Below are 22,815 nucleotides of genomic sequence, written 5' to 3'. Positions count from 1 at the left end.
TTAGCCGATCAGGTGGTTCACTGCCAGCTGGTTGAGCTTCACGAAGCCGTAGTTCCGCTCAGCGGCCTTCTCGGCGTCGAACTCCTCATAGGAGGAGGTGTCGGCCAGGAGGTCGCTGATCGACTCGCCTTCGCCCAGGGTGGGCTTGGCCAGGTCGAAGATGCCGGCCTCCTCGAAGGCTGCCTGGACCTCCGGGTCCTGACGGTAGGCCTTGGCCTTATCGGCCAGCAGCGTGACCATCTTGGCGTTCGCCGCGGCGGAATCCCAGATGCCGTCCACGTAGTCGGTGCGGGAGGGCTTGTAGTCGAAGTGCAGCCATCCGTCGTACGCCGGCTGAGAAGCGGCGCCCGGTCAGCCCAGGCGCCAGTCGGAGACGTCGCTGAACGGCCCGGTGTCAGGGCCGGGGTCCAGGAACTGCGCGTAGCGCTGGTCTCCGTCCAGATGCAGCGCAACGGCGACGCCGGCTCAGTCCCGGGCGAGCACCGACTTCAGCACATCGACCAGGCCGTCTTCGTAGACGGTGCCGGTGGTCTCATCGGCCACGGCGATGACCTCCTCCACGGCCTGGCCCATCGCCACTCCGCGGGCCGCCCACTGCAGCATCTCGATGTCGTTGCGCCCGTCCCCGGCGGCCAGCGTGTCTTCGTGGGCCGCGCCGATCTTCTGACGCAGCATCTCCAGCGAAGAGGCCTTGGTGGTGCCTGCGGCGGCGATGTCCAGCCAGGCGGACCAGCCCACGGCGTAGCTCACGCCCTGCAGACCGATCCCCTCCACGGCCTCCTGGAACTCCTCGGCGGTGGAGTCGAAGGAGTTGACCACCATGCGCACCGCCCGGGACTGCTTGAGCTCTGCGAAGCTCACGCCCTCAGCGGCCAGGCCGAAGGACATGTCTTCGAACCGCTCGGTCGAGAGGAACTCGCCGGCCGAGGTCTCCACGGCGAACTTGGCGTGAGGCAGCTGCTCGCTGAGCTGCTCCAGGGCGGGGGCGGGGTCGAAGATCTGCTGGTCGATGATCTCGTAGTTCTCCGCCAGGGTGGTGTCCACCCGCACGGTCACGCCGCCGTTGCTGCAGACCACGTAGCCGTGCTCGATGCCGAGGGTCTCGACCACCGGCAGGGTGGCCGGCAGTGAGCGGCCCGTGGCCACCACGACGGTGTGGCCGTCGGCGACGACGGCGCGGCCGGTCTGCTTCACGGCCTCGGACATGTGGCCGTCATGGTCCACGAGGGTCCCGTCCACGTCCAGGCACACCATCTTCTTGCCGGACTGGTGGGTGAAGGAGCCGCCGCGGCCGGCAGCGGGGACCGAGAAGTCGCTGGTGCTGGGGGACGCGGAGGAGGTGTCTGCGGAGTCCATAGTTGTCCTCATTATGCCCCAGAAGCTCGCAGAGTTCCGCTGTCATCCGCGTCATAGTGGGTATCTGAGGGGTGCCTCAGATACTGTGGGGTGACACGTCATAGGGCTCAGCCCGCGTTGCCCCTGAAGGAGAACCATGAACGCGACGCAGGCGCCGGTCGTCATCACCGGCGGAGGATATATCGCGGAGGTCCATCCGCGCGGCGGACAGCTGCTCAGTCTGGCCAGCGACCAGGACGATCTGATCGTCCCCGCTGCTCGGACCGAGGGCGGATTCCCTGGCGCGGTGCTGGCCCCCTGGCCGAATCGGATCGCCGGCGCGTCCTACGTCCATGACGAGACCACCTATGAGCTGCCGGTCACCGAGGAGGCGACCGGTGCCGCCATCCACGGATTCCTCCATGAGCACGACCTGACCGTGCTGAGCAGCACCGAGTCCAGCGTCCACCTCACCGGCGTCCTCGAGCCGACCGAGGGCTATCCCTTCCGTCTGGAGATCTCCCTGATCTACCGGGTGGCAGCCGCCTTCGGCCTCTCCACCACGCTCAGCGTGCGCTACCTCCCCGACGACGCCGACCCCGATGTCGACGACTTCGAGGCGGCCGATCAGGCTCCGGCGCCCTTCGCGGCCGGCTTCCACCCCTACCTCATGGCCGGCGACGCCAAGCTGGATGAGTGCCGGCTGTGCCTGCCCGCCCAGGTCATGCTTCTGGGGAAGGACAACGGTCAGGTCATCGGCCGCCAGAAGGTCAAGGGCGACTACGACCTCACCGCAGGCCCCCTGCTGACCGGGCGCAGCATCGATCACACCTTCACCTCGCTGCCCCAGGAGTGGAGCGCCGAGCTGATCCACGGTCCGTCGGGATTCGTGGTTCGCATGATCGGCGACACCCCCTGGGTCCAGGTCTACACCGGCGAGCAGATCGACCGCGCCGGCGTGGCCGTGGAGCCTATGACCTCGCCTCCGAACGCGTTCAACACCGGCGAAGACGTGGTGTACCTGGCGCCGGGCGAGTGGTTCCGCACCGGCTACACCATCGAGGCGATCCGCAACGACTGAGCCTGCTGATCGTCCCTCGTGGGATCGCCCCGGCTTCTTCCTGAGAAACGGCGCAATCGGACGGATCTCAGGATGTCGGCGGGGTGATCCGGGCGCAGCGTTCGTCCCGGTGCAGGGTCCGTCCCGGCGCAGGTGCCGGACTCCCGACGCCGGCCTGCGCCTCAGCAGCAGCCGAGGCCGTCGATGGGGGATCGGTCCATCCCTTGGCGGATGTGCCAGTCGTGCATACGGTCCAGCATCTCCGGCAGCAGCTCCAGCGTGGCGCCGGAGGCCGGGTTCGGCACGCCTAGGGCCTCGGAGAGGACCAGCATCATGAACAGGTCCTCCTCATCGCGCTGAGCTCGGGCGAAGGCACGGCGATGCGGGGCCGCGTAGAACTCACGCAGCCCCGCGTTCACACGCTTCAGCAGCTCCATCACACGTCCGCTCCGTCTCGGGCGGGACTCCGCTGAGTCCCGCCCGTTCCGCGATCGGCCCGCCTGTTCCGCGAACGGTCCGCCCGTCACCGATCAGCTCAGTCCAGCGGAAGCTTCTGCTCCGCAGTGAGCAGCTCGTCGTCCTCGGGCTCCTTCTCCGCTTTCCGGGCGGCGAGCATGGCGATGATCGACTCCACCAGCACCCAGGATCCGGCCACCAGGATGATGACGTTGAGGGTGAACAGCAGCCACTCGCCGTCCTCGTAGAAGCCGACCACCTGGACCAGCGCGGCGTAGAGGCTCATCACCAGCACGAAGGCCATCGGGACGAGCACCGGCAGGATCGGGCGGGACTTCCGGATGAGCATCACGGTGATGATGCCCATGGTCAGGGCTGCCAAGAGCTGGTTGGTGGTGCCGAACAGCGGCCAGATCAGCATGCCGCCGGATCCATCGGCGCCCTGGGAGAACGTCAGTGCGGCAGCGATCACCACCGCCACCGCAGTGGCGGCCCAGATGTTGATCCGCACCTTGGCCATCTCACCGATCTCCTGGACCACGAAGCGCATCAGGCGCACACCGGTGTCCATCGTGGTCGCGGCGAACAGCACCGCCATGGTGGCCAGGATGGTGGCCGAGAGGCCGGTAGGGATGCCCAGCCCGGCGTTGACGATGGCGCCGCCGCCCTCCACGAAGGCCGGCACGCCGCCGGCCTGGAACTCGTGGTAGACCTCTTCCCAGTCGGCGATGGTCTGGAAGCCCGCAGTGGTGGCGATGATCGCGCCCAGAGCCAGCAGGCCCTCGCCCACGGCGCCGAAGTACCCGACGAACTTCGCGTCGGTCTCACGGTCCAGCTGCTTGGAGGTGGTGCCGGTGGCCACTGTGCCGTGGAACCCGGAGATCGCACCGCAGGCGATGGTCACGAACAGCAGCGGCACGATCGAGGGCGTGCCCTCGGGGACGTGCTCGTTGAAGGCCGGGGCCACGATGGTCGGCGTCGCGATCAGCACGGCGCCGTAGAGGATGCCCAGGCCCACGAAGAGCTGGATGCCGTTGATGTAGTCGCGCGGCTGCAGCAGCACCCACACCGGCAGCAGGGAGGCGACGCCGGCATAGATGAACAGCAGCACGATCCACTGGCCGTTCGGGTTCAGTCCCAGGAACTCCTCCGGCAGGCTGACCGGGTAGGCGTTGCCCAGGATGATCAGGCCGTAGAGCGCCGCGACGCCGAGTGCGGTGACCAGCAGCAGGTTCATCCGCAGGCGGTAGATCGCCTGGCCCACCAGCAGCGCGACCACCAGCGCGCCCCAGACGGGGATGACGGCTCCGGGCTGGGCGACGAGCAGGTCGGAGATGACCACGCCGAAGGCGCAGACCACCATGAGCAGCAGCAGGAAGACGACCACCAGGAAGAGGTTGCGTCCGCGCGGGCCGATGTAGCGCCCGGAGAGGGTGCCGATGGATCGGCCCTTGTTCCGCTGGGAGGCCCAGAGGGCACCCAGGTCGTGCATGCCGGCGATGAAGATGGTGCCGATGGTGACCCAGAGGAACGCGGGCAGCCAGCCCCAGATCACGGCGACGGCGGGGCCCACGATGGGTGCGGCCCCGGCCACCGAGGTGAAGTGGTGGCCCCAGAGGACGTAACGGTTGGTGGGGACGTAGTCGACGCCGTCGTCGAACTCGTGGGCGGGGGTCTTGAACTCGGCGTTGAGTCGGTAGACCTTCTTGGCCAGGAATTTCGAGTACAGGATGTACCCGGCGACCATCATGGCGATGCCGATGACGGCCAGGATGAGGGAGTTCATGGGGTCTCCTCGGGTGCGGGAACTTCTGGAGTGATCTATCCCATGTTACCTGGAGCACACTGGGTTCCGGCTCTGCGGCGCGGCGGCCTGCCGGAGCGGGCTCCTGGTCTCGGTCGGCTCCGCGGCCTCGGCAGGCTCCCGGGGCTCCCGTTCGAGGGGTGTTGCTCCGGCCGGCGCCCACCTAGCCTGGTGTCAGCAGTGTGAGATGAGTGCGCAACAGGACGACGAAGGGTGCAGTTCCGTGACACAGCGTTCCCAATCTCAGCAGCACATCCCTGACGGCAGCCGTGAAGTCCCCGAAGGTCAGCATGCGGTGACCGCGCCGGCCTGCGCAGAAGGCCCCACGAGCGTGCAGAATCCGCTGCCCCGGCTCACCTTGGCGGAGACTGCTCAGGTGGTGGGGGAGGTGCAGCTGCCCACGATCGCCAAGGGCCCCATCCTGCGGCGGCCCAAAATGGTGGCCGGCGTCGAGCGCCTCGGCCTGGAGGCCCGTGCGGTGAAGCGCATGCACAAGGTGTCGGAGAAGTACGGCAGCGGGCCGGTGATGCTGAACCTGCCGGGGAAGAGGATGGCTATGGTGCTGGATCCTGAGCACTGCCACCGGGTGTTGGAGGAGACCCCGGAACCCTTCGCCCCGGGGGAGATGCTGAAGCGGAACGCGCTGAAGCATTTCGAACCCAAGGTCTCGCTGATCTCCCACGACGAGGAGCGGGCCGAGCGGCGTCGCCTCAATGAGGAGGCCCTGGGCCACGACCACCCCATCCACCATGCCGCGGCTCAGTTCATGCCGATCGTGCAGGAGGAGGCGCAGCGCCTGCTGAAGCAGGTGGAGCGCGACGGCGGTCGGTTGGGCTGGGAGCCTTTCCACACCGCGTGGCAACGGGTGGTGCGCCGGGTGGTCCTCGGGGACTCCTGGGCGGATGATGCGGAGTTCACTGAGCTGATGGAGAGCCTGCGTGCCTCCGGGAACTGGGCCTTCCTGAAGCCTGTGCCCCAGGAGGACCGGGATGAGCTGATCGCCGGGATCCGCCAGGCGCTGGAGCAGGCAGAGCCCGGCAGCCTGGCCGCGCATATGGCAGAGGCCCACGGAGGCGGCGGGACGGAGTCAGGGGAGGGGCCCGAGGCTGCGGAGCCGGAGAATCAGGTGCCGCAATGGCTCTTCGCCTTCGACCCTGCCGGAATGGCCACGTTCCGCGCCCTGGCGCTGCTGGCGGCCCACCCTGACCGTCTCGACGCCGCCCGGCTGCAGGTCAGCCAGGAGTCCGGTGCGGCGGTGCCTGAGCTGCGGCTGCTGCGTGCCTCTGTGCTGGAGTCGCTGCGGCTGTGGGCGACCACGCCGATGATCCTGCGTGAGACCACGATGGAGGTGGAGTTCGACTGCGGGGTGCTGCCGGCCGGCACCTCCACGCTGATCTTCGCCCCCTACTTCCACCGGGATGAGCGCCACCTGGAGTTCGCCCACCACTTCGCCCCGGAGATCTGGGACCGGCCCCGCGGTCGGGATGAATGGCCGCTGATGCCGTTCTCCATGGGCACCGGAATCTGCCCCGGTCGGCATCTGGTCCTGCTGCTGACCAGTAACTTCCTGGCTCAGCTGGTGGACGATCGCTGCGTGGAGCTGACCTCCCACGAGCTCACTCCGGGCAGCCTGCCCGCTCTGCTCAACAACTACGGGCTGGAGTTCCGTCTCTCCTGAGGGTCGGGCTCAGCTCAGGGGGATGGCGCCCACGGTAGTCCATCGGCATCGGTCTGACCTGGAGCTCCGCTATGGGCAGGCGGGTCGGCCGGAGCATCGGTACCGCTGGAGGGCCTGAATCGTGACCTTCATGTGATGCCGCCACGACGGGGATGTTTACCAAAATGTCATGAATGCGTCATATAATTTTCGGATGAAGTTCCTCCGCTCGTGGCCCTACACCTTCATCGTCATCGTCTCCATCGTGACGGGTGTGCTCGCCATCGCGGCGTCGATGTATACCGGCGTCGGACTGCGCGATCCCGAAGGTTTCCTCGGCCCCGCCTATGTCCGTCTGCCGATGCTCGGCGTCCTGATGTTCCTCGCCGGGCTCCTCCCCGCCGCCATCCGCCGCCGCGGCTGGAAAGAGATCCCACGCGGGATGGTCGAAGTCGTGAAGCATGAGTGGACCGTCAAGCGCGCCCTCTACATCGCCACCGGCATGCTCGCGTTCTATGTCTGCTACGTGGGCTACCGCAACCTCAAGAGCATGCTTCCGATCTTCACCAACGAGGTCGTCTGGGACACCGAGCTGGCAGCTCTGGACCAGTTCCTCTTCGGCGGGGTCAACCCCGCCTTCGTGCTGCAGGACATGTTCGGCGTCGGCGTGAGTGCGGCCGTGCTCTCCTGGGTCTACCTGTTCTATCTGCCGCTGATCCCGATCAGCCTCGGCGTGGTCCTGGTCTTCAGCCGGGACCTGCGTGTCGGTGCCTGGTACGCCACTGCGATGAGCCTGAACTGGATCATCGGCACGGTGTGCTATTACATGCTGCCCGCGGTCGGGCCGATCTACTACGAGGGCACCAACTACGCCTACGGGGCCCTGCCCGAGACCAATACGACGTCGCTGCAGGATGCGCTGTGGAACAACCGGATGGAGTTCCTGGCCGACCCGGTCACCGCTGACGCGATCCACGGTGTGGCGGCCTTCGCCTCCCTGCACTGCTCGGTCACCTTCACCATGGCGCTCTTCGCGCACAAGACCGTGCGCAACGCGGTCATCCGCTGGGCCGGCTGGATCTTCTTCGGCCTGACCTTCATCGCCACGCTGTACTTCGGCTGGCACTACCTGGTGGACAGCCTGGCCGGCATCGTCATCGGTTGGCTCGCGGTGGCCATCGGTGCATGGGCCACCGGCAACCAGTACTCCAGACGGCGGACGCTGGACTCGGACATGACGGAGACCCCGGAAGGTGTGAGACCGGAGAAACCCGCCCTGCGGGTCTGATCCGCACCAGCCTCGCCACGAGCGGTGAGCGCAAGAGAGGGGTCGTCGGCACATCGCCGGCGGCCCCTCTCTGTCTGTGATCACCCGCGGCCCTGTCTGTGATCACCCGCGGTTCTGTCCGTGATCGCCCGCGGCGCTCGAGGGGCGGGGATAGGGTGTTCGCATGGCTGAGATGACGCAGGACCAGGTGCGTGCGGTGGTGGTGGCCGCCCAGCGGATCCCGCGGCCAGCAGGTCCGGGACACTACGACGACGCCGGCGCCGTCCTCCGCGGTCTGGGCCTCATCCAGCTGGACCCGCTCACCCGGGTCTCCACCGCCCAGCGGCTCACCTCGCTGACCCGGCTGCCACGCAGCGCCCGGGCAGAAGAGGTGGACGCCGCCCTGTGGCCCGCCGGCCCGGACTCGCCGGCCGAGCCGGTGTCCTTCGAGGCGTTCACCAAAGTCGCCTGCGTCTTCCCGCTGGAGGATTGGCCGTTGCTGCAGCTGCGCCGCGAAACCGTCCGGGAGGCCGCCGCCTCCACCCTGGACCGCAGCGTCGCCGAGCAGATCCGAGAGGTCGTGGCCCAGAGCCCGCGTGGAGTCCAGGTCGGCACTCTCGAGGCGGCCTTGGGGAGTGCCCGCACCACCGGCTGGAACTGGTCGGAGATCAAGCAGAGCGCGGAACTGATGGTCCGCACCGGTGAGCTGGTGATCACCGCACGTGACGGCGTCGTGCGCCTGTTCGACCTGCCGGAGCGTGCCCTACCGGCCGCCCTGCGCGAGGCGGAGCATCTGCCGGCCGACGAGCTGCGGGCTGGTCTGGCCCGCCGCGCCGCCGGCGCGCTCACGGTGATGACTGTAGGCGACTTCGCCCACCACTACCACCTGAGCCGAGCCGACGCCGCCCACGGCATCGAGCTTGCCGGACTGGTGCCGCTGCAGGTCCAGGGGTGGAAGGAGACGGCCTACAGCCTGCCGGAGCTGCTGGACTCAGCGGATGAGCCCGCTGAGACGGATTCCCGGGGCCTGGGCCCGGTGCAGGAGGCGCGGCTGATCGGCCCCTTCGATCCCCTGCTTCGCGACTGCCGCCGGGCCCTGCGCATCTTCGGCTTCGACTACACTTTCGAGGCCTATGTGCCGAGGGCCGAGCGGATCTACGGGCACTACGTGATGGGTGTGCTCTCCGCAGACCGGCTGATCGGCCGCGTGGACCTGTGGCGCAAGGACGGGGAGCTCGTGGTCAACCGGATCTTCCCGGAGACCGGTGTGCCGCGCCGCAGCGTGGAAGCCCGCACCAAGGCGGCTGCGGGCACGCTGGCCCGCCAGCTCGGCGTCGGGCTGCGTATGCCGCAGTGAGAAGGCGTGGTCCGACCGTTCAGAGGAACGACCAGAGCACTCCTGCAGTCAGCGCGACGACGACGGCGCCCCAGGTCACGGTGCGCACCCTGGCCCAGCGTCCGGCCTCAACTCGGAACCACGGCAGGTCCCGCCCCTGCAGAACCGCCCGCCCCAGCACTGCGGCATAGAAGGCGCTGGCTGCGACCCAGCCCCAGGCCGCCCATGGTTCGGCGGGCAGCAGCGCCCGGGCCGCCGTCAGTCCGAAGAGGGCAAAGATCGCGGCGGTGACCAGGCGAGATCGGTCGACGGCCTTCCTTGCCGCTGAGATGAGGTCGATCATCGTCGCCGCCCAGAGGATGACGGCCACGACTGTCGGCGGGTCAGTCATCGCTGCTCCGTCCCGCCTCCAGCAGCAGGGTCCGGCCGGCGTCGTCCACGGGGTGGTCGGAGGCCGCGGAGATGAACACGGCAGTGCCGCGCTCGCGGTCAAGGCCGAACCACGTGGAGAAGCCGCCGGTCTGGCCGTTGTGCCAGGTGATCTCGCGGCCCTGATGTTCCTGGGTCAGCCACCCGGCACCGATCTGCGTGGACTCGTCGAAGTCGCTGACCGGATCCAGCGCGGAGGCCCCCGGGGCCTCGTCGGACAGGAGCGCCTGGGCCAGGCCGGCCATCGAGTCGGCATCGGCGCGGATGCCCCCGGCCGGGGCATATCCGGCGGAGTCCCAGGGCTGCTGGGCGCGTCCGGATGCGCTCCGGCCGTCCACCGCCTGCGGGTGAGCCGCCCCGTCTCCATGGTCTGGGAGGTAGAAGGTCTCCAGACCCAGCGGTTCGGCCAGCCGACTGCGCACCAGCTCCGAATAGGACGTCTCGGCGACTGCGGCAAGAGCCAGGCCCAGCGCGGCGTAGCCCACGTTGGAGTAGGAGGGGTCGTCACCGCCCACTGAGACGCTGCGCAGGTCTTCGACGACGTCGGCGGGCTCCTCGCGGTAGGGGTTGTGGCCCAGCAGCAGCCAGCGGTAGGAGTCGACCATCATGGTCAGCGAGATCGGCAGTCGCGGCAGCCCCGAACGGTGCTGACTGAGCCCCTCCAGGGTGACCTCACCGGCTGCTGCGTCTGCGAGCTGGAAGACCTGACCCAATGTGGTCTCCGGGTGGACCTCTCCGCGCTCCAGCGCCTCAGCGTAGAGGAGGCCGGTGATGGCTTTGGAGACGGATCCGATCTCGAAGGCTCCGTCCAACGGGGCGCCGATGGTCGCGGTCCGCGTCCCCTCAGGGCTGACCTCGGCGATGCTCAACGCATACATGCCCTCAGTGGAGAGGTGCTCCAACGTCTGTGTGGCCAACTCGGCGTCGCCGTGGACGGGAGTGCTCTCATCGATGGAACCCGCCCCGGGCCGCAGCAGGGCGCCCACCAGGGCCCCGACGACGGCGAAGGTCGCCATGACGGCCACCGTGCGGCGCCGGTTCATCGGTCCACTCCCAGCAGGATGGTCAGCAGCGGCACCACCCGGGCCGCTGGGACCTCATAGCGGCCGCCGCCTGAGGCGCGCAGCCATCCGGAAGAGGTCAGCTGGCGCAGGTGGTGGTAGACCTGCCCACTGGTGCCGAACTCTCCGGTGCCGACGAGATCCTGGACGGTCTCGGCCTCGGCCATCAGCTGCTGCAGGATGCGCAGCCGGGCCGGGTGAGCCAGGGCTGAGAGCGACTCGGCGCGGTCGGCGAAGTCCGAGGAGAAGAGTTCGTCCGCCCCGGCGGCCATCTGCCAACGGGCCTCACCCCCGGAGGGGACCTGGACTGAGCCGACCATCATCACCGCGCCAGGTTCTGGAGTGCGGGCGCGCAGTCCCTCCAGCGCCCAGAAGGCGTCGTCGTCGGAGGGGGTCTGCGGGGTTGGGTCCTGCGGCGTCGACTCCTCTGTCCGCGGGACCTGTGCTGGGGGCACCGATGCTTGAGGTGACTGATGCGCGGGTGCGGCACCCCTGCTCTGCTGCAGCGCGGACTCGAGGACGGCGACCCGTTCCTCCAGTGCGACGACTCGATCCTCAGTGCTCATGCTGTGAGAGTACAACAATTACGTAATTGTTGAAATACGCGTGGAGCTGGGATGCCGGTCCGACTTCACCCGGTGAGGGGTGGAGCCGCTTCAAGCTTCCATGGCTCGTGCAGAGTTCCACTCCCAGTAAGACTGTGGAAGAGGGAGAATGCCGTGGAAGTTCACCGGTGTGTGGGCTGAGGAGGGGCGCTGAGATCTAGGGTGAAGAGCTCACAGGTGGTGTCGTAGTAGCGGTTGCTGGGGCCCTGGTGGATCATGCCGATCCGTGCGGCGACCCTCTGCGAGGCGAGGTTCTCCGGGTTCGTGACCGCCGCCAGCTCTCGGTGTCCGGCCCGGCGGGCGTGTGCGATCAGCAGTCGGGCGGCCTCGGTGGCGTAGCCGGAGCCCCAGGCGTCAGGATGCAGGTGCCAGCCGATCTCGATGTCCTCTGCCGACTCATCCTTCACATGGGCGGAGAAGGGGATGGGTTTCATGAGGGCGAAGCCCGCTGATGAGCCGGTCTCAAGCGTCTCGATCAGCCAGGCTCCGGTGCCGGGTCCGAAGCGCTCGCGGTACCGCCGGATCCGGGCCAGAGCTTCCTCGTGTGTGGTCTCTGTCCAATCGTGGGTGCCCAGGAACCGGGTGACCTCCGCCCGTGAATACATGTCCCGGGCGAAGCCCGCATCGCGCTCCGTCGGCGCACGCAGCCGCAGCCGGGCGCCCATCAGCTCGATCTGATCCCCTGACACTGCATCCATGGCTGGGACCCTACACCGGGGTGCCGCGCACCCCGCTCCTCGCCCCGCAACATGCGTGACAAGCGCGGGGCGGCGTCGTCGTCATACACTGAGCGGTGAGCCTGACACCTGTCTCCAAGGAGGAAAAGTGGCTATTGTCCGCGACGTGACCATCGAGATCCCCGAGGGATCCCGCGTCAAGTACGAGATCGACCACGAGACCCACCGTCTCCGCCTCGACCGCGTGCTCTACACCCCCATGCAGTACCCCACCCACTACGGCTACTTCGACGACACCCTCGGCGAGGACGGCGACCCGCTGGACGCCCTGGTCTACATCCCCGGTGTGGACCTGATCCCGGGCGTGGTCGTGGAGGCTCGTCCGGTGGGCGTGCTGAACATGACCGACGACGGCGGCGGCGACGCCAAGCTGGTCTGCGTTCCGGACGACAAGCGCTTCGACCACATCCAGGAGCTCTCCGATCTGGGTGAGCACCTGCAGCAGGAGATCGAGCACTTCTTCACTCGCTACAAGGATCTCGAGCCCGGCAAGTGGGTCAAGATCGAAGGCTGGCAGGGCCGCGAAGAGGCTGAGGCTGAGCTGCAGCGCTCCATCGAGCGCTTCAAGGGCTGACTCACGCCCCACCGCTTCTCATCGAGTGGCATATCTGAGTGCGCAGAACACCCGCGCGGCGACTCAGATGTGCCACTCGATGTGTTTCACCGCCTCTCGCAGCACCAGATCACGGAGCGACGCCGGCCGCTGCTGGTCTGAAGCCGGCCCTGACGTTCTCACAGCAGCCCGGCCGGCAGACGTCGAACCAGGGGCCCAGGCCGGTCTCCGCGGTCCGACGGTCCGGCTCAGTGCCGGCCATCCGCTCCTCGATCAGATCTGCCAGGCCGGAGACGAAGGAGGGGTGCACTCCGGGGGTGGCAGTGCGGGCTGCCCGCAGGCCCGCCTCCCGTGCGGCCTCCATGGCTTCCTCGTCCAGGTCCCACATGACTTCCATGTGGTCGCTGAGGAAGCCCAGCGGAGACAGCACGACGGCGCGCACCCCCTCTGCCGGCAGCTCGGCGATGCGGTCGCACACGTCCGGCTCCAGCCAGGGCTGGGAGGCCGGCCCGGAGCGAGATTGGTAGACCACCTCCCCATCAGGGGCGGTCTGCCCGCCGTGTTCCTGACGGATGCGCTCCATGACTCGTGCCGCCACGGCGTGGTGCTGCGCCGCGTAGGCCCCGCCTGGGCCGAAGTCCTGGTCGCGGGGGCCTGAGCGCTCGGCGTCGTCGACCGGGATGCTGTGGGTGCAGAACAGGACGCGGATCTCGTCATCGGCCAAGCCCTGGCGGCGGAACTCGGAGACGGCAGCGCCCACCGATTCCGCGAAGGGTTCGACGAAGCCGGGAGCGTCGAAGAACTGCCGGACCTTGTCGATCCGCACGCGGCCCGCCAGGCCCGTGCTGATCAGGGCTCGGGCGAAGTCCTCCCGGTACTGCCGGCAGCTGGAGTAGGAGCTGTAGGCGCTGGTGGCCAGGCCCAGCAGACGGGTGTGGCCGGCGTCGGCGGCTTCCCCGACTGTGTCCTCCAGATAAGGTGCCCAGTTGCGATTGCCCCAGAGGACCGGTTGCCGGATGCCGCGGCGGCGCAGCTCCTGCTCCACGGCCTCGCGCAGCCGGCGGTTCTGCTCGTTGATGGGGCTGACGCCTCCGAAGTGCCGGTAGTGGTGGGCGACTTCTTCGAGGCGCTCGTCCGGGATCCCTCGGCCGCGGGTAACGTTGCGCAGGAAGGGTATGACGTCCTCTTGGCCTTCCGGCCCTCCGAAGCCGGCGAGCAGAATGGCGTCGTACTCCTGAGGGTGGGTGACGTGGGCGTCGCCTGCTGCGGAGGCCTCTGTGGCGTGCGGGACAGGTTCGTGCTGTGCGCTCATGGCGGGGACTCCTCGGAAATCAGTTAGCCTAGCTAATAATTAGCTTAGCGTAGTAGTTGGAGGTTCTGTCCAGTTGGGCGATGCATCGACACCCGAGCACCCGGATTCGTCCATGGTGGATCCGCGGGTCATGGACCCTGCAGGTGAGCTCATAGCCCATGGAGAGGTGTCGGAGGAAGACCTCGACGGCGCTGTGGTCGTTCTGGAGGCGCTGGGGCGCTGGCACCGGGCCGAGCGGCGCATGAGCGAGGCCTCGCGCCGGTATATGAACCTCGGCGAGACCGATATGCGGGCCATCCGGGTGGCCCTGGCCGCCCAGCGCTCCGGCGAGCTGACGACCCCGCGGCGTCTCGCCGAGCATCTGGGGATCTCCATGCCCTCAGTCACCAAGCTGCTGGACCGTCTGGCGCAGGGTGGGCACATCCGCCGGGCTCCGCACCCTCAGGACCGCCGCAGCACCACGGTGGAGGTCACTGAGGAGACTCAGCGTGCCGCGCGTGAATCGGTGGGCCGCAGCCATGCTGAACGGCTGCGTGTGGCGGCCCAGCTCAGCGGACAGGAGCGCGAGACGGTGATCCGATTCCTCGACGCTCTGGCCGCGACCGAGGGAACGCAGGGCTGAGCCCCGGATTCAGCGTTCCAGCAGGCTCAACCCTCCAGCAGGCTCAACCCTCCAGCAGGTCCAGCCGCGCTTGGGCCACCAGCACTGCCACCTGCGCTCCCGAGTCGGCTCCGGTCTTGCTCATCGCCCGCCTGATGGTGCTCTTGACCGTGCTCGGGGAGATGAACAGCTGCCGGGCGATGTCGTCGTAGGTCCTGCCTGCACCCACCAGCTGGGCGACGTCGATCTCCCGTGCGGAGAGTCCGGCCACCTGCCTGCGGGCCGCCGCGCAGACCGGATCTGCCTGGGGTGCCACGTAGCTGGCGATCAGCCGTGAGGTCAGCGCCGGAGAGATCATCGGATCACCCGCGTGGGCCATCCGGATGGCCTCGGCCAGGGAGGTCGTGGCGTCGTTCTTCAGCAGGAATCCGGTGGCTCCGGCGTCCAGAGCACCGCGCATATAGGTGTCTGTGTCGAAGCTGGTCACCGCCAGCACCGCCGGCGGGTTCAGCGTGTTCCGGATCCGCCGGGTGGCCTCCACTCCGTCGAAGTCTCCTTTGAGCAGCAGATCCATCAGCACCACATCAGGACGGTGGGTGCGCACGGCCTGGAGCGCCTCAGGCCCGGTGGTCGCACGGCCGACCACGGTGATGTCCTCCTCGCGGCTGAGGATGCGTTCCAGAGAATCGAGGACGAGCGTCTCATCGTCCACCATGACTGCCGTGATCTGCACGCCGAGGAGTCTACCGGCCGGCCCCCTCTGGTGCGGCTGAAACTCCCTCCTCCGTGCCCCAGGGCAGGAACACGGTGAGTGTGAACTCCTCACCCTCGTGCTGGACCTCCATGGATCCGCCCAGCAGCTCCGCCCGCTCCCGGATGCCGATCAGCCCGGTCTGTGAGCCTCCGGAGAAGCCCGACGCCGTCCCCGCCCGGTTCCCGAACCCCAGGCGCACCCCCTGCTGCGGGTCGCCGGTGAGGCTCATCCGCACCACCTGGTCCGCGCTGTGCCGCAGGGCGTTGGTCAGCGCCTCCTGGGTGATCCGCAGGATCGCCCGCTGCAGTGCCGCCGGTGCGCTGGAATAGCCGTCCAGCAGGATGTAGGGGCGGATGTCCAGACCGGAGGAGGCGGCGTCGTCGAGGATGTCCTGGAGATCCGGGATGCCCGCCGGGGTCTGCGCCGGGGTCGCCGAGGAGGCACCGGACTCCCGCAGGGAGGCCAGCAGGGTCCGCAGGTCCGTCAGGGCTTGGTCGGCGTAGCGGCGGGTGGTGCGCAGGGCCTCGTCCATCTGCTGGTCATCGCCGCGCTGGGAGGTCTGCTCCAGGCTCCCGACCTGCAGCGACAGTCCGGAGAGCCGCCCGGCCAGGGTGTCGTGGACCTCCCGAGCCAGGTCCTCACGCTCGCGGCGGCGGGTCAGCTCATCGGTGAGCTGCTCGCTGCTGTGCTGAGCCGACTGCGCATCGGCCTCGGCCAACTGTGTGGAGCGCCGCTGCCGCGCCCACAGGGAGATGCCCAGCACCAGGCCCAGGCAGATCACCGTCAGGCAGGTCACCAGCACCCGACCGGTCTGTTGGTAGTCCTCGTCCGGCCAGGCACCCAGCCGCACCAGATGGATCACCGCGCTGATGGGGATCACAGCCAGCCCGACGCCGGCCACCACCCACTGCCAGCGGCTGCGGCAGCGCACGATCCACACGGTCAGACCCACTGCCAGAACGAAGGGGTCGGTCTGCAGCAGGAGCGCTCCGACAGTGCCGGCGATCATCGGCACCAGTGGGGCCCGGCGGTACCAGGGCAGCGTCAGCAGGATCAGCATGCCGAAGAAAGCGGTGATCGCGCCGGCGTCGGTGATCTCTCCGGTCTCCGGATCGGTGGCGGCCGGGGAGGTCATGCCCGCTGAGACCAGCACCAGCAGCCCGATGAAGATCATGACGGCGACGATCAGCGCAGAGATCAGCAGGCGCAGGGTCGGATGGAGCCGCTTTCGGGGGAGCATTCGGTCAGTCTACGGAGAGCCGCGGACGTCTCGGAGCGCGGATCGGTCAGACAGGGATGCCTGATCGGGCATGCTGATCCGTCTGATCCGGTGTCCCGGACGACGTCGGACTTCGGAAGGCTCGGAAGAGCACGCCGACGTGCAGCATCCGACGTCGAACCACGCAGCACAGAATCACTCGACACATCGAAGAAAGTGAAGGCATCCCATGTCTGCTCCCGCCCCCGAACACCTCCCCGAGACCAGCGGCTCCGGAACCCAGAGGCCCGGCCGCAACGTCCTGGGCATGATCGCGCTGATCACCGCCATCCTCGGCGCGATCTTCGCCTGCGTGCCCGGTGCGCTGATCCTCGGCTGGATCCTGCTGCCCATCGCCTTCGTGCTCTCCCTGGTCTCGCTGTTCCTGCGGGGCAAGCGGCGCGGCTCCGGCATCGCCGGGCTGATCATCTCCGTCGTGGGCACGATCGTCGGCGTGGTGGTCTTCTTCGCTGTGGTGGCCGATGCCTTCGATGAGGCGTTCACCGACGAGACCGTCGGAAGCCAGCCCGCCCAGCAGGAGGAGGGTTCTGAGCAGGACGGTTCTGAGGGGGAACAGGGTCAGGAGGACGCTGATGAGGGAACCCGCGCCAACCCCTACCCGCTGGGCACGGAGCTGTCCTCCTCCGATTGGACGGTCACGGTCAACAGCGTGGACCTCGATGCTGACGCAGCCGTGGCCGCGGAGAATCAGTTCAACGAGGGTCCCGCAGAGGGTCACACCTACATCCTGGTCAACGTCACCGCCACCTATGCCGGTGAGGATCCCGACGGCGCCAGCCCCTGGGTCGGGGTCTCCTACGTCTCCCCGGCGGGCAACACCTTCAGCGCCGCGGACCAGTCTGTGGTGACGCCGGAGAGCTTCGACTCCTTGGCCACCCTGTACGAGGGCGCCTCGGAGACAGGGAACATCGCCCTGCACGTCCCCTCGGAGGACGTCGAGGACGGGGTGCTCTCCGTGGACCCGGACATGTTCGCCGACACCGTCTACGTCGAGGTGAGCTGAGCCGTTCCCTCGGCCCTCACTCCACCATCGGTTGGCACGTCTGAGTGGTCAGAACACGATTCTGTCCACTCAGACGTGCCAACCGACATATCTGCTTCCGATCCCCCTGTGGTGTGATGGGGACATGAGCGAGCAGAGACTCACCGAGGACCACGCGGCAGACCTGCTGATCAACTGGGAGCTGGCGACGACGACGGCGGCCAAGCTGGCCGCCCCCGGGCCCCGGATGAAGCCCCAGGAAGCGGCCGCTGAGGTCACCGCGCTGCGCACCGCCGCCGAGTCCGCCGTCGGGCATGTCCACCGGATCACCCAGCTCGAGGCCGCCCGGGACCTGGGTGCTGACTCCGGGGAGACCGTGGTGGTGGACCGGCAGGGCTGGGCCAAGGCCAACGCGCAGAGCTTCCGTGAGCTGCTCGCCCCGGCGCTGGCCGCCGCCGTGGAGCGCAAGCCCGAGCTGGCGAAGGGAGCTGGCGGGCAGGGATCCACCACCCAGGTCTTCGGCTCGGCGGTCACCGGGGCCGAGCTCGGCGGGGTCCTGTCCTTCCTCTCAGCCAAGGTGCTCGGCCAGTTCGAGCCCTTCCAGCAGAACCGGCTGATGCTGGTGGCCCCGAACATCGTGGAGATCCAGCGCGAGATCAACGTGGTGCCCGAGGACTTCCGGCTCTGGGTCTGCCTGCACGAGCAGACCCACCGGGTCCAGTTCGCCGCCGCCCCCTGGCTGGCCGATCACCTGAAGGCCAAGATCACTGAGCTCTCCACCAACACGATGAGCCAGGCCGACAGCCTTCCCGAGAAGCTGGCCGAGGCGCTCAAGAATATGCGCAGGCGGACCGAACAGGACGTTGCTGAACAGGGCGCAGCGCCCGACGCCGGCCGGCCCGCCTCCTCCGGGGCGCCCCGGAACCGCCTGCTTGAGGCCATCCAATCCCCGGAGGACCGCGCGACCATGTCGCATCTGACCGCGGTGATGTCTCTGCTGGAGGGTCACGCCAATGTGGTCATGGACGCGGTGGACCACACCATCGTGCCCACGGTGAAGACCATCCGCCGCCGGTTCGAGGAGCGCGGACGCAGCCGAGGACCGCTGGAGAACCTCATCCGCAAGCTGCTGCAGCTGGATGTGAAGGCCGCTCAGTACCGGGACGGACAGAAGTTCGTGGGCCAAATCGTCGAGGCTGTCGGCATGGAACAGTTCAACCGCATCTGGGAGGGCCCCGAGCACCTCCCCACAGAGGAAGAGCTGCACCGCCCGGAAGCCTGGATCCAGCGGGTCCTGTCCGAACATGCCTAGGCTTCCCGAGGCGGTGAACCGCACCCGCGCCGCTGTCGCCGCGTTGCTGGATGGCCGCGGACTGGACCGCGAGGGGCTGGACAGCAGCGGAATGGACAGCGGGGGATCACACAGCGGGGGATCAGGCAGTGGGGGAGAGGGCCGATCGGGTGCCGAGGGTGCGCTGGCCGGTGACCAGCTGGCCCTCGTCGCCTGCTCCGGAGGGGCGGACTCCTTGGCGCTGGCCGCAGCAGCCGCGCATTTCGTCCGCCGGGGGCAGGCGCGTGCGGGCGGCGTCGTGGTGGATCACCAGCTGCACCCGGACAGTGCGGAGATCGCCGCGACGGCGGCCGCCCAGCTGCGCGACCTCGGCCTGGACCCGGTGCTCACCCTGGCCGCCGACGTCGACCCTGCCAGTCCCGACGGGCCCGAGGCGGCGGCGCGCGCCGCTCGCTACCGGGCCTTCGGACAGGCGCTCGCCCAGACCGGGGCCGCACATATCCTGCTGGCCCACACTCGGGACGACCAGGCTGAACAGGTGCTGCTGGGCTTGGCCCGCGGCTCGGGGACGCGCTCGCTGGCGGGGATCCCTGCCCGGCGCGGGCCGTTCCTGCGTCCGCTGCTGGGGATCAGCCGGGAGGAGACTGAAGCGGTCTGCACCCATGAGGGGCTCAGCTGGTGGGAGGACCCGGCGAATGCGGATCCTAAGCACCTGAGATCGCGGATCCGCACCGAGATCCTCCCCACTCTGGAGCAGCGGCTCAGCGGATCCATCCGAGAGTCCCTGGCGCGGACTGCGCAGATCGCCGCTGAGGATGCCCGCTATCTGGAGGACCAGGCCAAAGAGGTGTTCTCGCGGCTGCTCGAAGACCCGGACGAGCAGGGGAATCTGCGGCTTGACCTGGAGCGACTCGCTGCGGAGCCGCCTGCGCTGCGGCGTCGGGTGATCGCTCTGGCCGTCGTCGCCGTCGGCGGGTCCAATCCTTCCAGCGAGCGGATCGCGGCGGTGGAGCAGCTGCTGGCGCGGCAGGGTTCGGCCGGTCCGGTGGAGCTGGAGGGGCATGTCAGCGCCAGGCGCGGCACGCGAGATACGCCGGATTATGGAAAACTTGTCTTCGGAGCCCGCCGCTAGTCGCGGTCTCCTGCAGAACTACCGCCCTATCGAGGAGCAGCTCAGCACTCATGGATGCCCAGGACGTCAAAGACGATCTCACCGAAGTCCTCTACAGCAAGGAAGAGATCGACGCGAAGATCAGAGAGCTCGCAGCTCAGATCGACCGGGATTACGAAGGCAAAGACGTCCTGCTGGTAGGCGTCCTCAAGGGCGCGGTCATGGTCATGGCCGACCTGTCCCGGGCGCTGAAGTCCCACGTCACCATGGACTGGATGGCTGTCTCCTCCTACGGCTCCGGCACCAAGTCCTCCGGTGTGGTCCGCATCCTGAAGGACCTCGACGCCGACCTGATGAACCGCCACGTGCTCATCGTGGAGGACATCATCGATTCCGGCCTCACCCTGTCCTGGCTGAAGTCCAACCTGGAGTCCCGCGGCCCGGCCTCGGTGGAGATCTGCACTCTGCTGCGCAAGCCCGACGCCGTGAAGGTGGACATCGACGTCAGGTACGTCGGCATGGACATCCCGAATAAGTTCGTGGTCGGCTACGGCCTCGACTTCGCTGAGAAGTACCGCAACCTCGACGTGGTCGGGATTCTGGCTCCGCATATCTACGAGTGATCGCACCTTCTGTGCTCCGAACGGCTTGTTCCGGCGCGGGCCGCAGAGGTGATCGCAGATCGTAGGCTCTGGGTCGGGTCCATACTCGTGCGGTGAGCGAACGGCGGGAACGAGTATGGTCAGGAATCATCCGGATCGGTCCTCACCGTGGTGACCACCGTGTAGCCGTACGGGTCGCGATCAGCATCGGAGTTCCGCTGCTGGTCCTCTGTGCGATCGGCCGCCTGGATCTGAGCATGTTCGCGGCCTTCGGCGCGTTCGCCTCTCTACGGGCGCTTCGACGAGTACCGCGACCGGATCAGGATGCAGCTGGCCGCGGGCCTGACCGTGCTGGGCTCGATGGTCATCGGCACCTCCCTCGCCGTGACGGACGCCCCAGAGCCGCTGCGGATTCTCACCGTGGCCGGGCTTGCGGCGGCGGGGACGGCCATCGCAGACGTGTTCCGCTGGCATCCGCCCGGGGCGCTCTTCCTGGTGTTCGCCGCCGGAGCGACCGCCACCCTTCCCTCGACGTCCACGGCATTCCTGGGCCTGGCGCTGGCCGGTGGCGGCTCTGTGGCCTTCAGCCTGCTCATCACCAGCGCCTTCGCTCTCCTGCGTAGGGGCGTGCGGCAGGGGATCGCCCGCCCCGTCAGAGCCTCTGCCTCGGTGCAGCCCGTTCTGTACCGTCGGGTGGCGGCCACCTCGCTGATGGTGGGCGCCGGAACCCTGTTGGCCGGCTTCGCGGGGAGCGTGCTGATCGGGACGCACTGGTACTGGGCCATGGTGGCCGCCGTCGCCGCGCTGGGAGGGCCTCATGTGAAGGCGCGTGTGGTCCGCGGGCTGCAGTGGCTGGTCGGCACGCTCGCGGGCATCGTGCTGGCCACGGGTCTGTTGGCGCTGGAGCTTCCGCCGCTGGCGACCATCGCCGCGGCTGTGCTCTGTCAGGTGGGCGCGGAGCTGTTCGTCAGCCGGAACTATGCGATCGCCATGATCTTCGTGACGCAGCTGGCTCTGTTGATGGTCGACCTCGCGGTTCCGGCGGATGCGGGGGAGCTGCTGCGTGACCGCATGCTGGAGACGGTGATCGGCGTCGCCGCCGGTGCCCTGATCGCTGTCCTGTCGGTGCTGCTGCAGCGGGTGCTGCGCTCTCGCGAGGTCCGCCCGGCATGACCCGTGCGGCTCCGTGACGGATGCGGGTGTGGGTGCCGCAGGAGGTGCCGGTGCTGCTGAGCCGTAGGCGCCGTACGAACTGCCGAGAGTTTTCTGCAGCGCCGCGGGTTATAGCCCGCGGCAGTGTGGAAAACTCACGGCATCTCCGCATCCAGGGTTGCTTGGGGTTCGTGAGGACCTGCCCAGGCGTAGTCACCCGCGGAAGAGCCATCAGTCTTAACAGCGACTGCACGCAAGCTATGTATATGCTGAAAGAAGCGCTTCATCTTGCGCCTTGAGGAGACCTACATGGCACAGCCGTATCCGCCCGCCCAGTATCCCCCGCAGGGTGTTCCTGCAGGGCCGCAGAAGTCTTTCCTCGCAGCGTGGTTGCTCTCGCTGCTGCTCGGATTCTTGGCCGTTGACCGGTTCTATCTCGGTAAGGTTGGCACAGGAATTCTCAAGCTGGTGACCTTCGGAGGTCTCGGCCTCTGGTACCTCATCGACCTGATTCTCATCCTGGCGGGCGCTGCCAAGGACAAGCGGGGAATGCCGCTTCAGGCAACTCGTACCCATCGCCGTGTGGCATGGGGTGTCACTGCGGGCTGGGTCATTCTGGGGATGATCTTCGGAGCGACTACTGCCGGCGCTGATGAATCGGACGCTGACGATGAGGCCGCCGCTTCAGAGGAGGACGGGGCCGGATCAGAATCTGAGGATGAGGCCGAAGACAAGGATCAGGAGAGCTCCGCACAGTCTGAGGATGAGGGCGAGGACAGTTCCGGCGCCTCCGAAGAGGAGCGCGAGGAGGACCCGGCGCCAGCCGATGAGGAGGCGCCCTCCTCAGAAGGCGAAGACCTCTGGTTCGATGACCAATACGGGGCCTTTGATGCCGTACAGGAAGCGGGCGCCGGAGACTCTGTGATCTCTTTGCCCGACGCTGAGGGCGGCATTGTCGTTGCGGAGCACCAAGGGGCGAGCAACTTTGTGTTGAACGTGCTGGACGAGACCAATCAATCCACCGGCGATCTTCTGGTCAACACTATTGGGAGCTATTCCGGTGCCACTGCTTGGGGTCTCACCTCCTTCGGGGAGGGTGTGACGCTCGAGATCACGGCTGATGGTTCATGGAGTGTCGAGATCATCCCGTTCTCTGAGGCTGAAGCGGTCCCTGAGTCCGGGAGCGGGGACGGCGTCTACCTTCATGAAGGAGACGCGGCGGTCCTGGAGGCCACGCACGACGGGACATCGAACTTCGTCGTCAGGGAAGGGACTGATGCTCTCTTCTCCAGTGGGCTCCTGATCAACGAGATCGGCTCTTACAGCGGTTCGGTTCCGATGCAGTCGGGGCCCTCGATTCTTGCAGTCGAGGCCGACGGCAACTGGACGCTTTCCGTCGATTGATCGGATTGGTCCTCTGCGCCCCGGCTG

Annotated in this window: 23 protein-coding genes; 12 read left to right on the top strand and 11 right to left on the bottom strand. The window is 67.8% G+C overall.

The window, feature by feature from the left end; all coding sequences use genetic code 11:
• Together JOF45_RS11330 and JOF45_RS11325 are read right to left on the bottom strand one after the other, a co-directional pair.
• On the bottom strand, positions 1-279 hold the full coding sequence (locus tag JOF45_RS11330) for a hypothetical protein (protein WP_210050046.1): 279 nt from the start codon (positions 277-279) through the stop codon (positions 1-3).
• 186 nt (positions 280-465) lie between these two features.
• Positions 466-1,254 carry an HAD family hydrolase gene (locus tag JOF45_RS11325; RefSeq protein WP_245324814.1) on the bottom strand — a complete coding sequence of 263 codons (789 nt, stop codon included), beginning with the start codon at positions 1,252-1,254 and terminating at the stop codon, positions 466-468.
• A gap of 238 nt (positions 1,255-1,492) precedes the next feature.
• On the opposite strand from JOF45_RS11325, the gene JOF45_RS11320 reads away from it, so the two are divergent.
• Positions 1,493-2,416, top strand: a complete 924-nt coding sequence (locus tag JOF45_RS11320; protein WP_210050042.1) for an aldose epimerase family protein — start codon at positions 1,493-1,495, stop codon at positions 2,414-2,416.
• 161 nt (positions 2,417-2,577) lie between these two features.
• On the opposite strand, the gene JOF45_RS11315 is transcribed toward JOF45_RS11320, so the two are convergent.
• Together JOF45_RS11315 and JOF45_RS11310 are read right to left on the bottom strand one after the other, a co-directional pair.
• Complete coding sequence (locus JOF45_RS11315) at positions 2,578-2,832, bottom strand: cory-CC-star protein (protein WP_210050039.1); 255 nt, start codon at positions 2,830-2,832, stop codon at positions 2,578-2,580.
• Positions 2,833-2,930: 98 nt separating this feature from the next.
• Positions 2,931-4,637, bottom strand: coding sequence for a carbon starvation CstA family protein (locus tag JOF45_RS11310; protein WP_210050037.1), 1,707 nt, complete (start codon positions 4,635-4,637; stop codon positions 2,931-2,933).
• Positions 4,638-4,878: 241 nt separating this feature from the next.
• Here JOF45_RS11310 and JOF45_RS11305 point away from each other — a divergent pair, with 241 nt between their 5' ends.
• From JOF45_RS11305 to JOF45_RS11295, 3 genes are all read left to right on the top strand, one after another.
• Positions 4,879-6,333: a cytochrome P450 gene (locus JOF45_RS11305; protein WP_210050035.1), complete on the top strand. Its 1,455-nt coding sequence runs from the start codon at positions 4,879-4,881 to the stop codon at positions 6,331-6,333.
• Positions 6,334-6,526: 193 nt separating this feature from the next.
• Positions 6,527-7,600 carry a phosphatase PAP2 family protein gene (locus JOF45_RS11300; protein ID WP_210050017.1) on the top strand — a complete coding sequence of 358 codons (1,074 nt, stop codon included), beginning with the start codon at positions 6,527-6,529 and terminating at the stop codon, positions 7,598-7,600.
• A 163-nt stretch (positions 7,601-7,763) separates the two neighbouring features.
• Positions 7,764-8,936: a DNA glycosylase AlkZ-like family protein gene (locus JOF45_RS11295; RefSeq protein WP_210050015.1), complete on the top strand. Its 1,173-nt coding sequence runs from the start codon at positions 7,764-7,766 to the stop codon at positions 8,934-8,936.
• Positions 8,937-8,955: 19 nt separating this feature from the next.
• Here the strand turns inward: JOF45_RS11295 and JOF45_RS11290 are convergent, their stop codons facing one another.
• The 4 genes from JOF45_RS11290 to JOF45_RS11275 all read right to left on the bottom strand — a co-directional run bounded on the left by JOF45_RS11290 (position 8,956) and on the right by JOF45_RS11275 (position 11,708).
• The gene (locus JOF45_RS11290) at positions 8,956-9,306 is read right to left on the bottom strand and encodes a hypothetical protein (RefSeq protein WP_210050013.1); all 351 of its coding nucleotides are present in this window, start codon (positions 9,304-9,306) and stop codon (positions 8,956-8,958) included.
• Positions 9,299-10,387: a serine hydrolase domain-containing protein gene (locus JOF45_RS11285; protein WP_245324221.1), complete on the bottom strand. Its 1,089-nt coding sequence runs from the start codon at positions 10,385-10,387 to the stop codon at positions 9,299-9,301. Before JOF45_RS11285 ends, JOF45_RS11290 begins: the two co-directional genes overlap by 8 nt.
• Complete coding sequence (locus tag JOF45_RS11280) at positions 10,384-10,971, bottom strand: winged helix-turn-helix domain-containing protein (RefSeq protein ID WP_210050005.1); 588 nt, start codon at positions 10,969-10,971, stop codon at positions 10,384-10,386. Before JOF45_RS11280 ends, JOF45_RS11285 begins: the two co-directional genes overlap by 4 nt.
• 161 nt (positions 10,972-11,132) lie before the next feature.
• Positions 11,133-11,708 (bottom strand): GNAT family N-acetyltransferase, encoded by a 576-nt coding sequence (locus tag JOF45_RS11275; RefSeq protein ID WP_210049997.1) that lies wholly within the window; start codon positions 11,706-11,708, stop codon positions 11,133-11,135.
• A gap of 133 nt (positions 11,709-11,841) precedes the next feature.
• On the opposite strand from JOF45_RS11275, the gene ppa reads away from it, so the two are divergent.
• Complete coding sequence (gene ppa, locus JOF45_RS11270; protein ID WP_210051452.1) at positions 11,842-12,321, top strand: inorganic diphosphatase; 480 nt, start codon at positions 11,842-11,844, stop codon at positions 12,319-12,321.
• A 109-nt stretch (positions 12,322-12,430) separates the two neighbouring features.
• Here ppa and JOF45_RS11265 read toward each other — a convergent pair whose 3' ends face one another.
• Complete coding sequence (locus JOF45_RS11265; protein WP_210049995.1) at positions 12,431-13,612, bottom strand: ferrochelatase; 1,182 nt, start codon at positions 13,610-13,612, stop codon at positions 12,431-12,433.
• A 73-nt stretch (positions 13,613-13,685) separates the two neighbouring features.
• Here JOF45_RS11265 and JOF45_RS11260 point away from each other — a divergent pair, with 73 nt between their 5' ends.
• Positions 13,686-14,234 (top strand): MarR family winged helix-turn-helix transcriptional regulator, encoded by a 549-nt coding sequence (locus JOF45_RS11260; RefSeq protein ID WP_245324220.1) that lies wholly within the window; start codon positions 13,686-13,688, stop codon positions 14,232-14,234.
• Between the two features lie 43 nt (positions 14,235-14,277).
• On the opposite strand, the gene JOF45_RS11255 is transcribed toward JOF45_RS11260, so the two are convergent.
• Together JOF45_RS11255 and JOF45_RS11250 are read right to left on the bottom strand one after the other, a co-directional pair.
• Positions 14,278-14,946 (bottom strand): response regulator transcription factor, encoded by a 669-nt coding sequence (locus JOF45_RS11255; RefSeq protein ID WP_210049993.1) that lies wholly within the window; start codon positions 14,944-14,946, stop codon positions 14,278-14,280.
• Positions 14,947-14,956: 10 nt separating this feature from the next.
• Complete coding sequence (locus tag JOF45_RS11250) at positions 14,957-16,207, bottom strand: histidine kinase (RefSeq protein WP_210049991.1); 1,251 nt, start codon at positions 16,205-16,207, stop codon at positions 14,957-14,959.
• A 208-nt stretch (positions 16,208-16,415) separates the two neighbouring features.
• Here JOF45_RS11250 and JOF45_RS11245 point away from each other — a divergent pair, with 208 nt between their 5' ends.
• From JOF45_RS11245 to JOF45_RS11220, 6 genes are all read left to right on the top strand, one after another.
• Positions 16,416-17,249 carry a hypothetical protein gene (locus JOF45_RS11245; protein WP_245324219.1) on the top strand — a complete coding sequence of 278 codons (834 nt, stop codon included), beginning with the start codon at positions 16,416-16,418 and terminating at the stop codon, positions 17,247-17,249.
• A gap of 124 nt (positions 17,250-17,373) precedes the next feature.
• Positions 17,374-18,540 (top strand): zinc-dependent metalloprotease, encoded by a 1,167-nt coding sequence (locus tag JOF45_RS11240; RefSeq protein ID WP_210049989.1) that lies wholly within the window; start codon positions 17,374-17,376, stop codon positions 18,538-18,540.
• Positions 18,533-19,651 carry a tRNA lysidine(34) synthetase TilS gene (tilS, locus tag JOF45_RS11235; RefSeq protein ID WP_245324218.1) on the top strand — a complete coding sequence of 373 codons (1,119 nt, stop codon included), beginning with the start codon at positions 18,533-18,535 and terminating at the stop codon, positions 19,649-19,651. Before JOF45_RS11240 ends, tilS begins: the two co-directional genes overlap by 8 nt.
• 50 nt (positions 19,652-19,701) lie before the next feature.
• Positions 19,702-20,253, top strand: a complete 552-nt coding sequence (gene hpt, locus JOF45_RS11230; protein ID WP_210049980.1) for a hypoxanthine phosphoribosyltransferase — start codon at positions 19,702-19,704, stop codon at positions 20,251-20,253.
• Between the two features lie 303 nt (positions 20,254-20,556).
• Positions 20,557-21,405, top strand: coding sequence for an FUSC family protein (locus JOF45_RS11225; RefSeq protein WP_245324217.1), 849 nt, complete (start codon positions 20,557-20,559; stop codon positions 21,403-21,405).
• Between the two features lie 267 nt (positions 21,406-21,672).
• The gene (locus JOF45_RS11220) at positions 21,673-22,788 is read left to right on the top strand and encodes a TM2 domain-containing protein (RefSeq protein ID WP_245324216.1); all 1,116 of its coding nucleotides are present in this window, start codon (positions 21,673-21,675) and stop codon (positions 22,786-22,788) included.
• Positions 22,789-22,815 lie beyond the last annotated feature (27 nt).

The sequence above is a fragment of the Nesterenkonia lacusekhoensis genome, from assembly GCF_017876395.1.
In the GTDB taxonomy this organism is placed as follows: Bacteria; Actinomycetota; Actinomycetes; order Actinomycetales; family Micrococcaceae; genus Nesterenkonia; species Nesterenkonia lacusekhoensis.
Note: the sequence above shows the minus strand (reverse complement) of the source record. Positions and strands in the feature narration are given on the sequence as shown.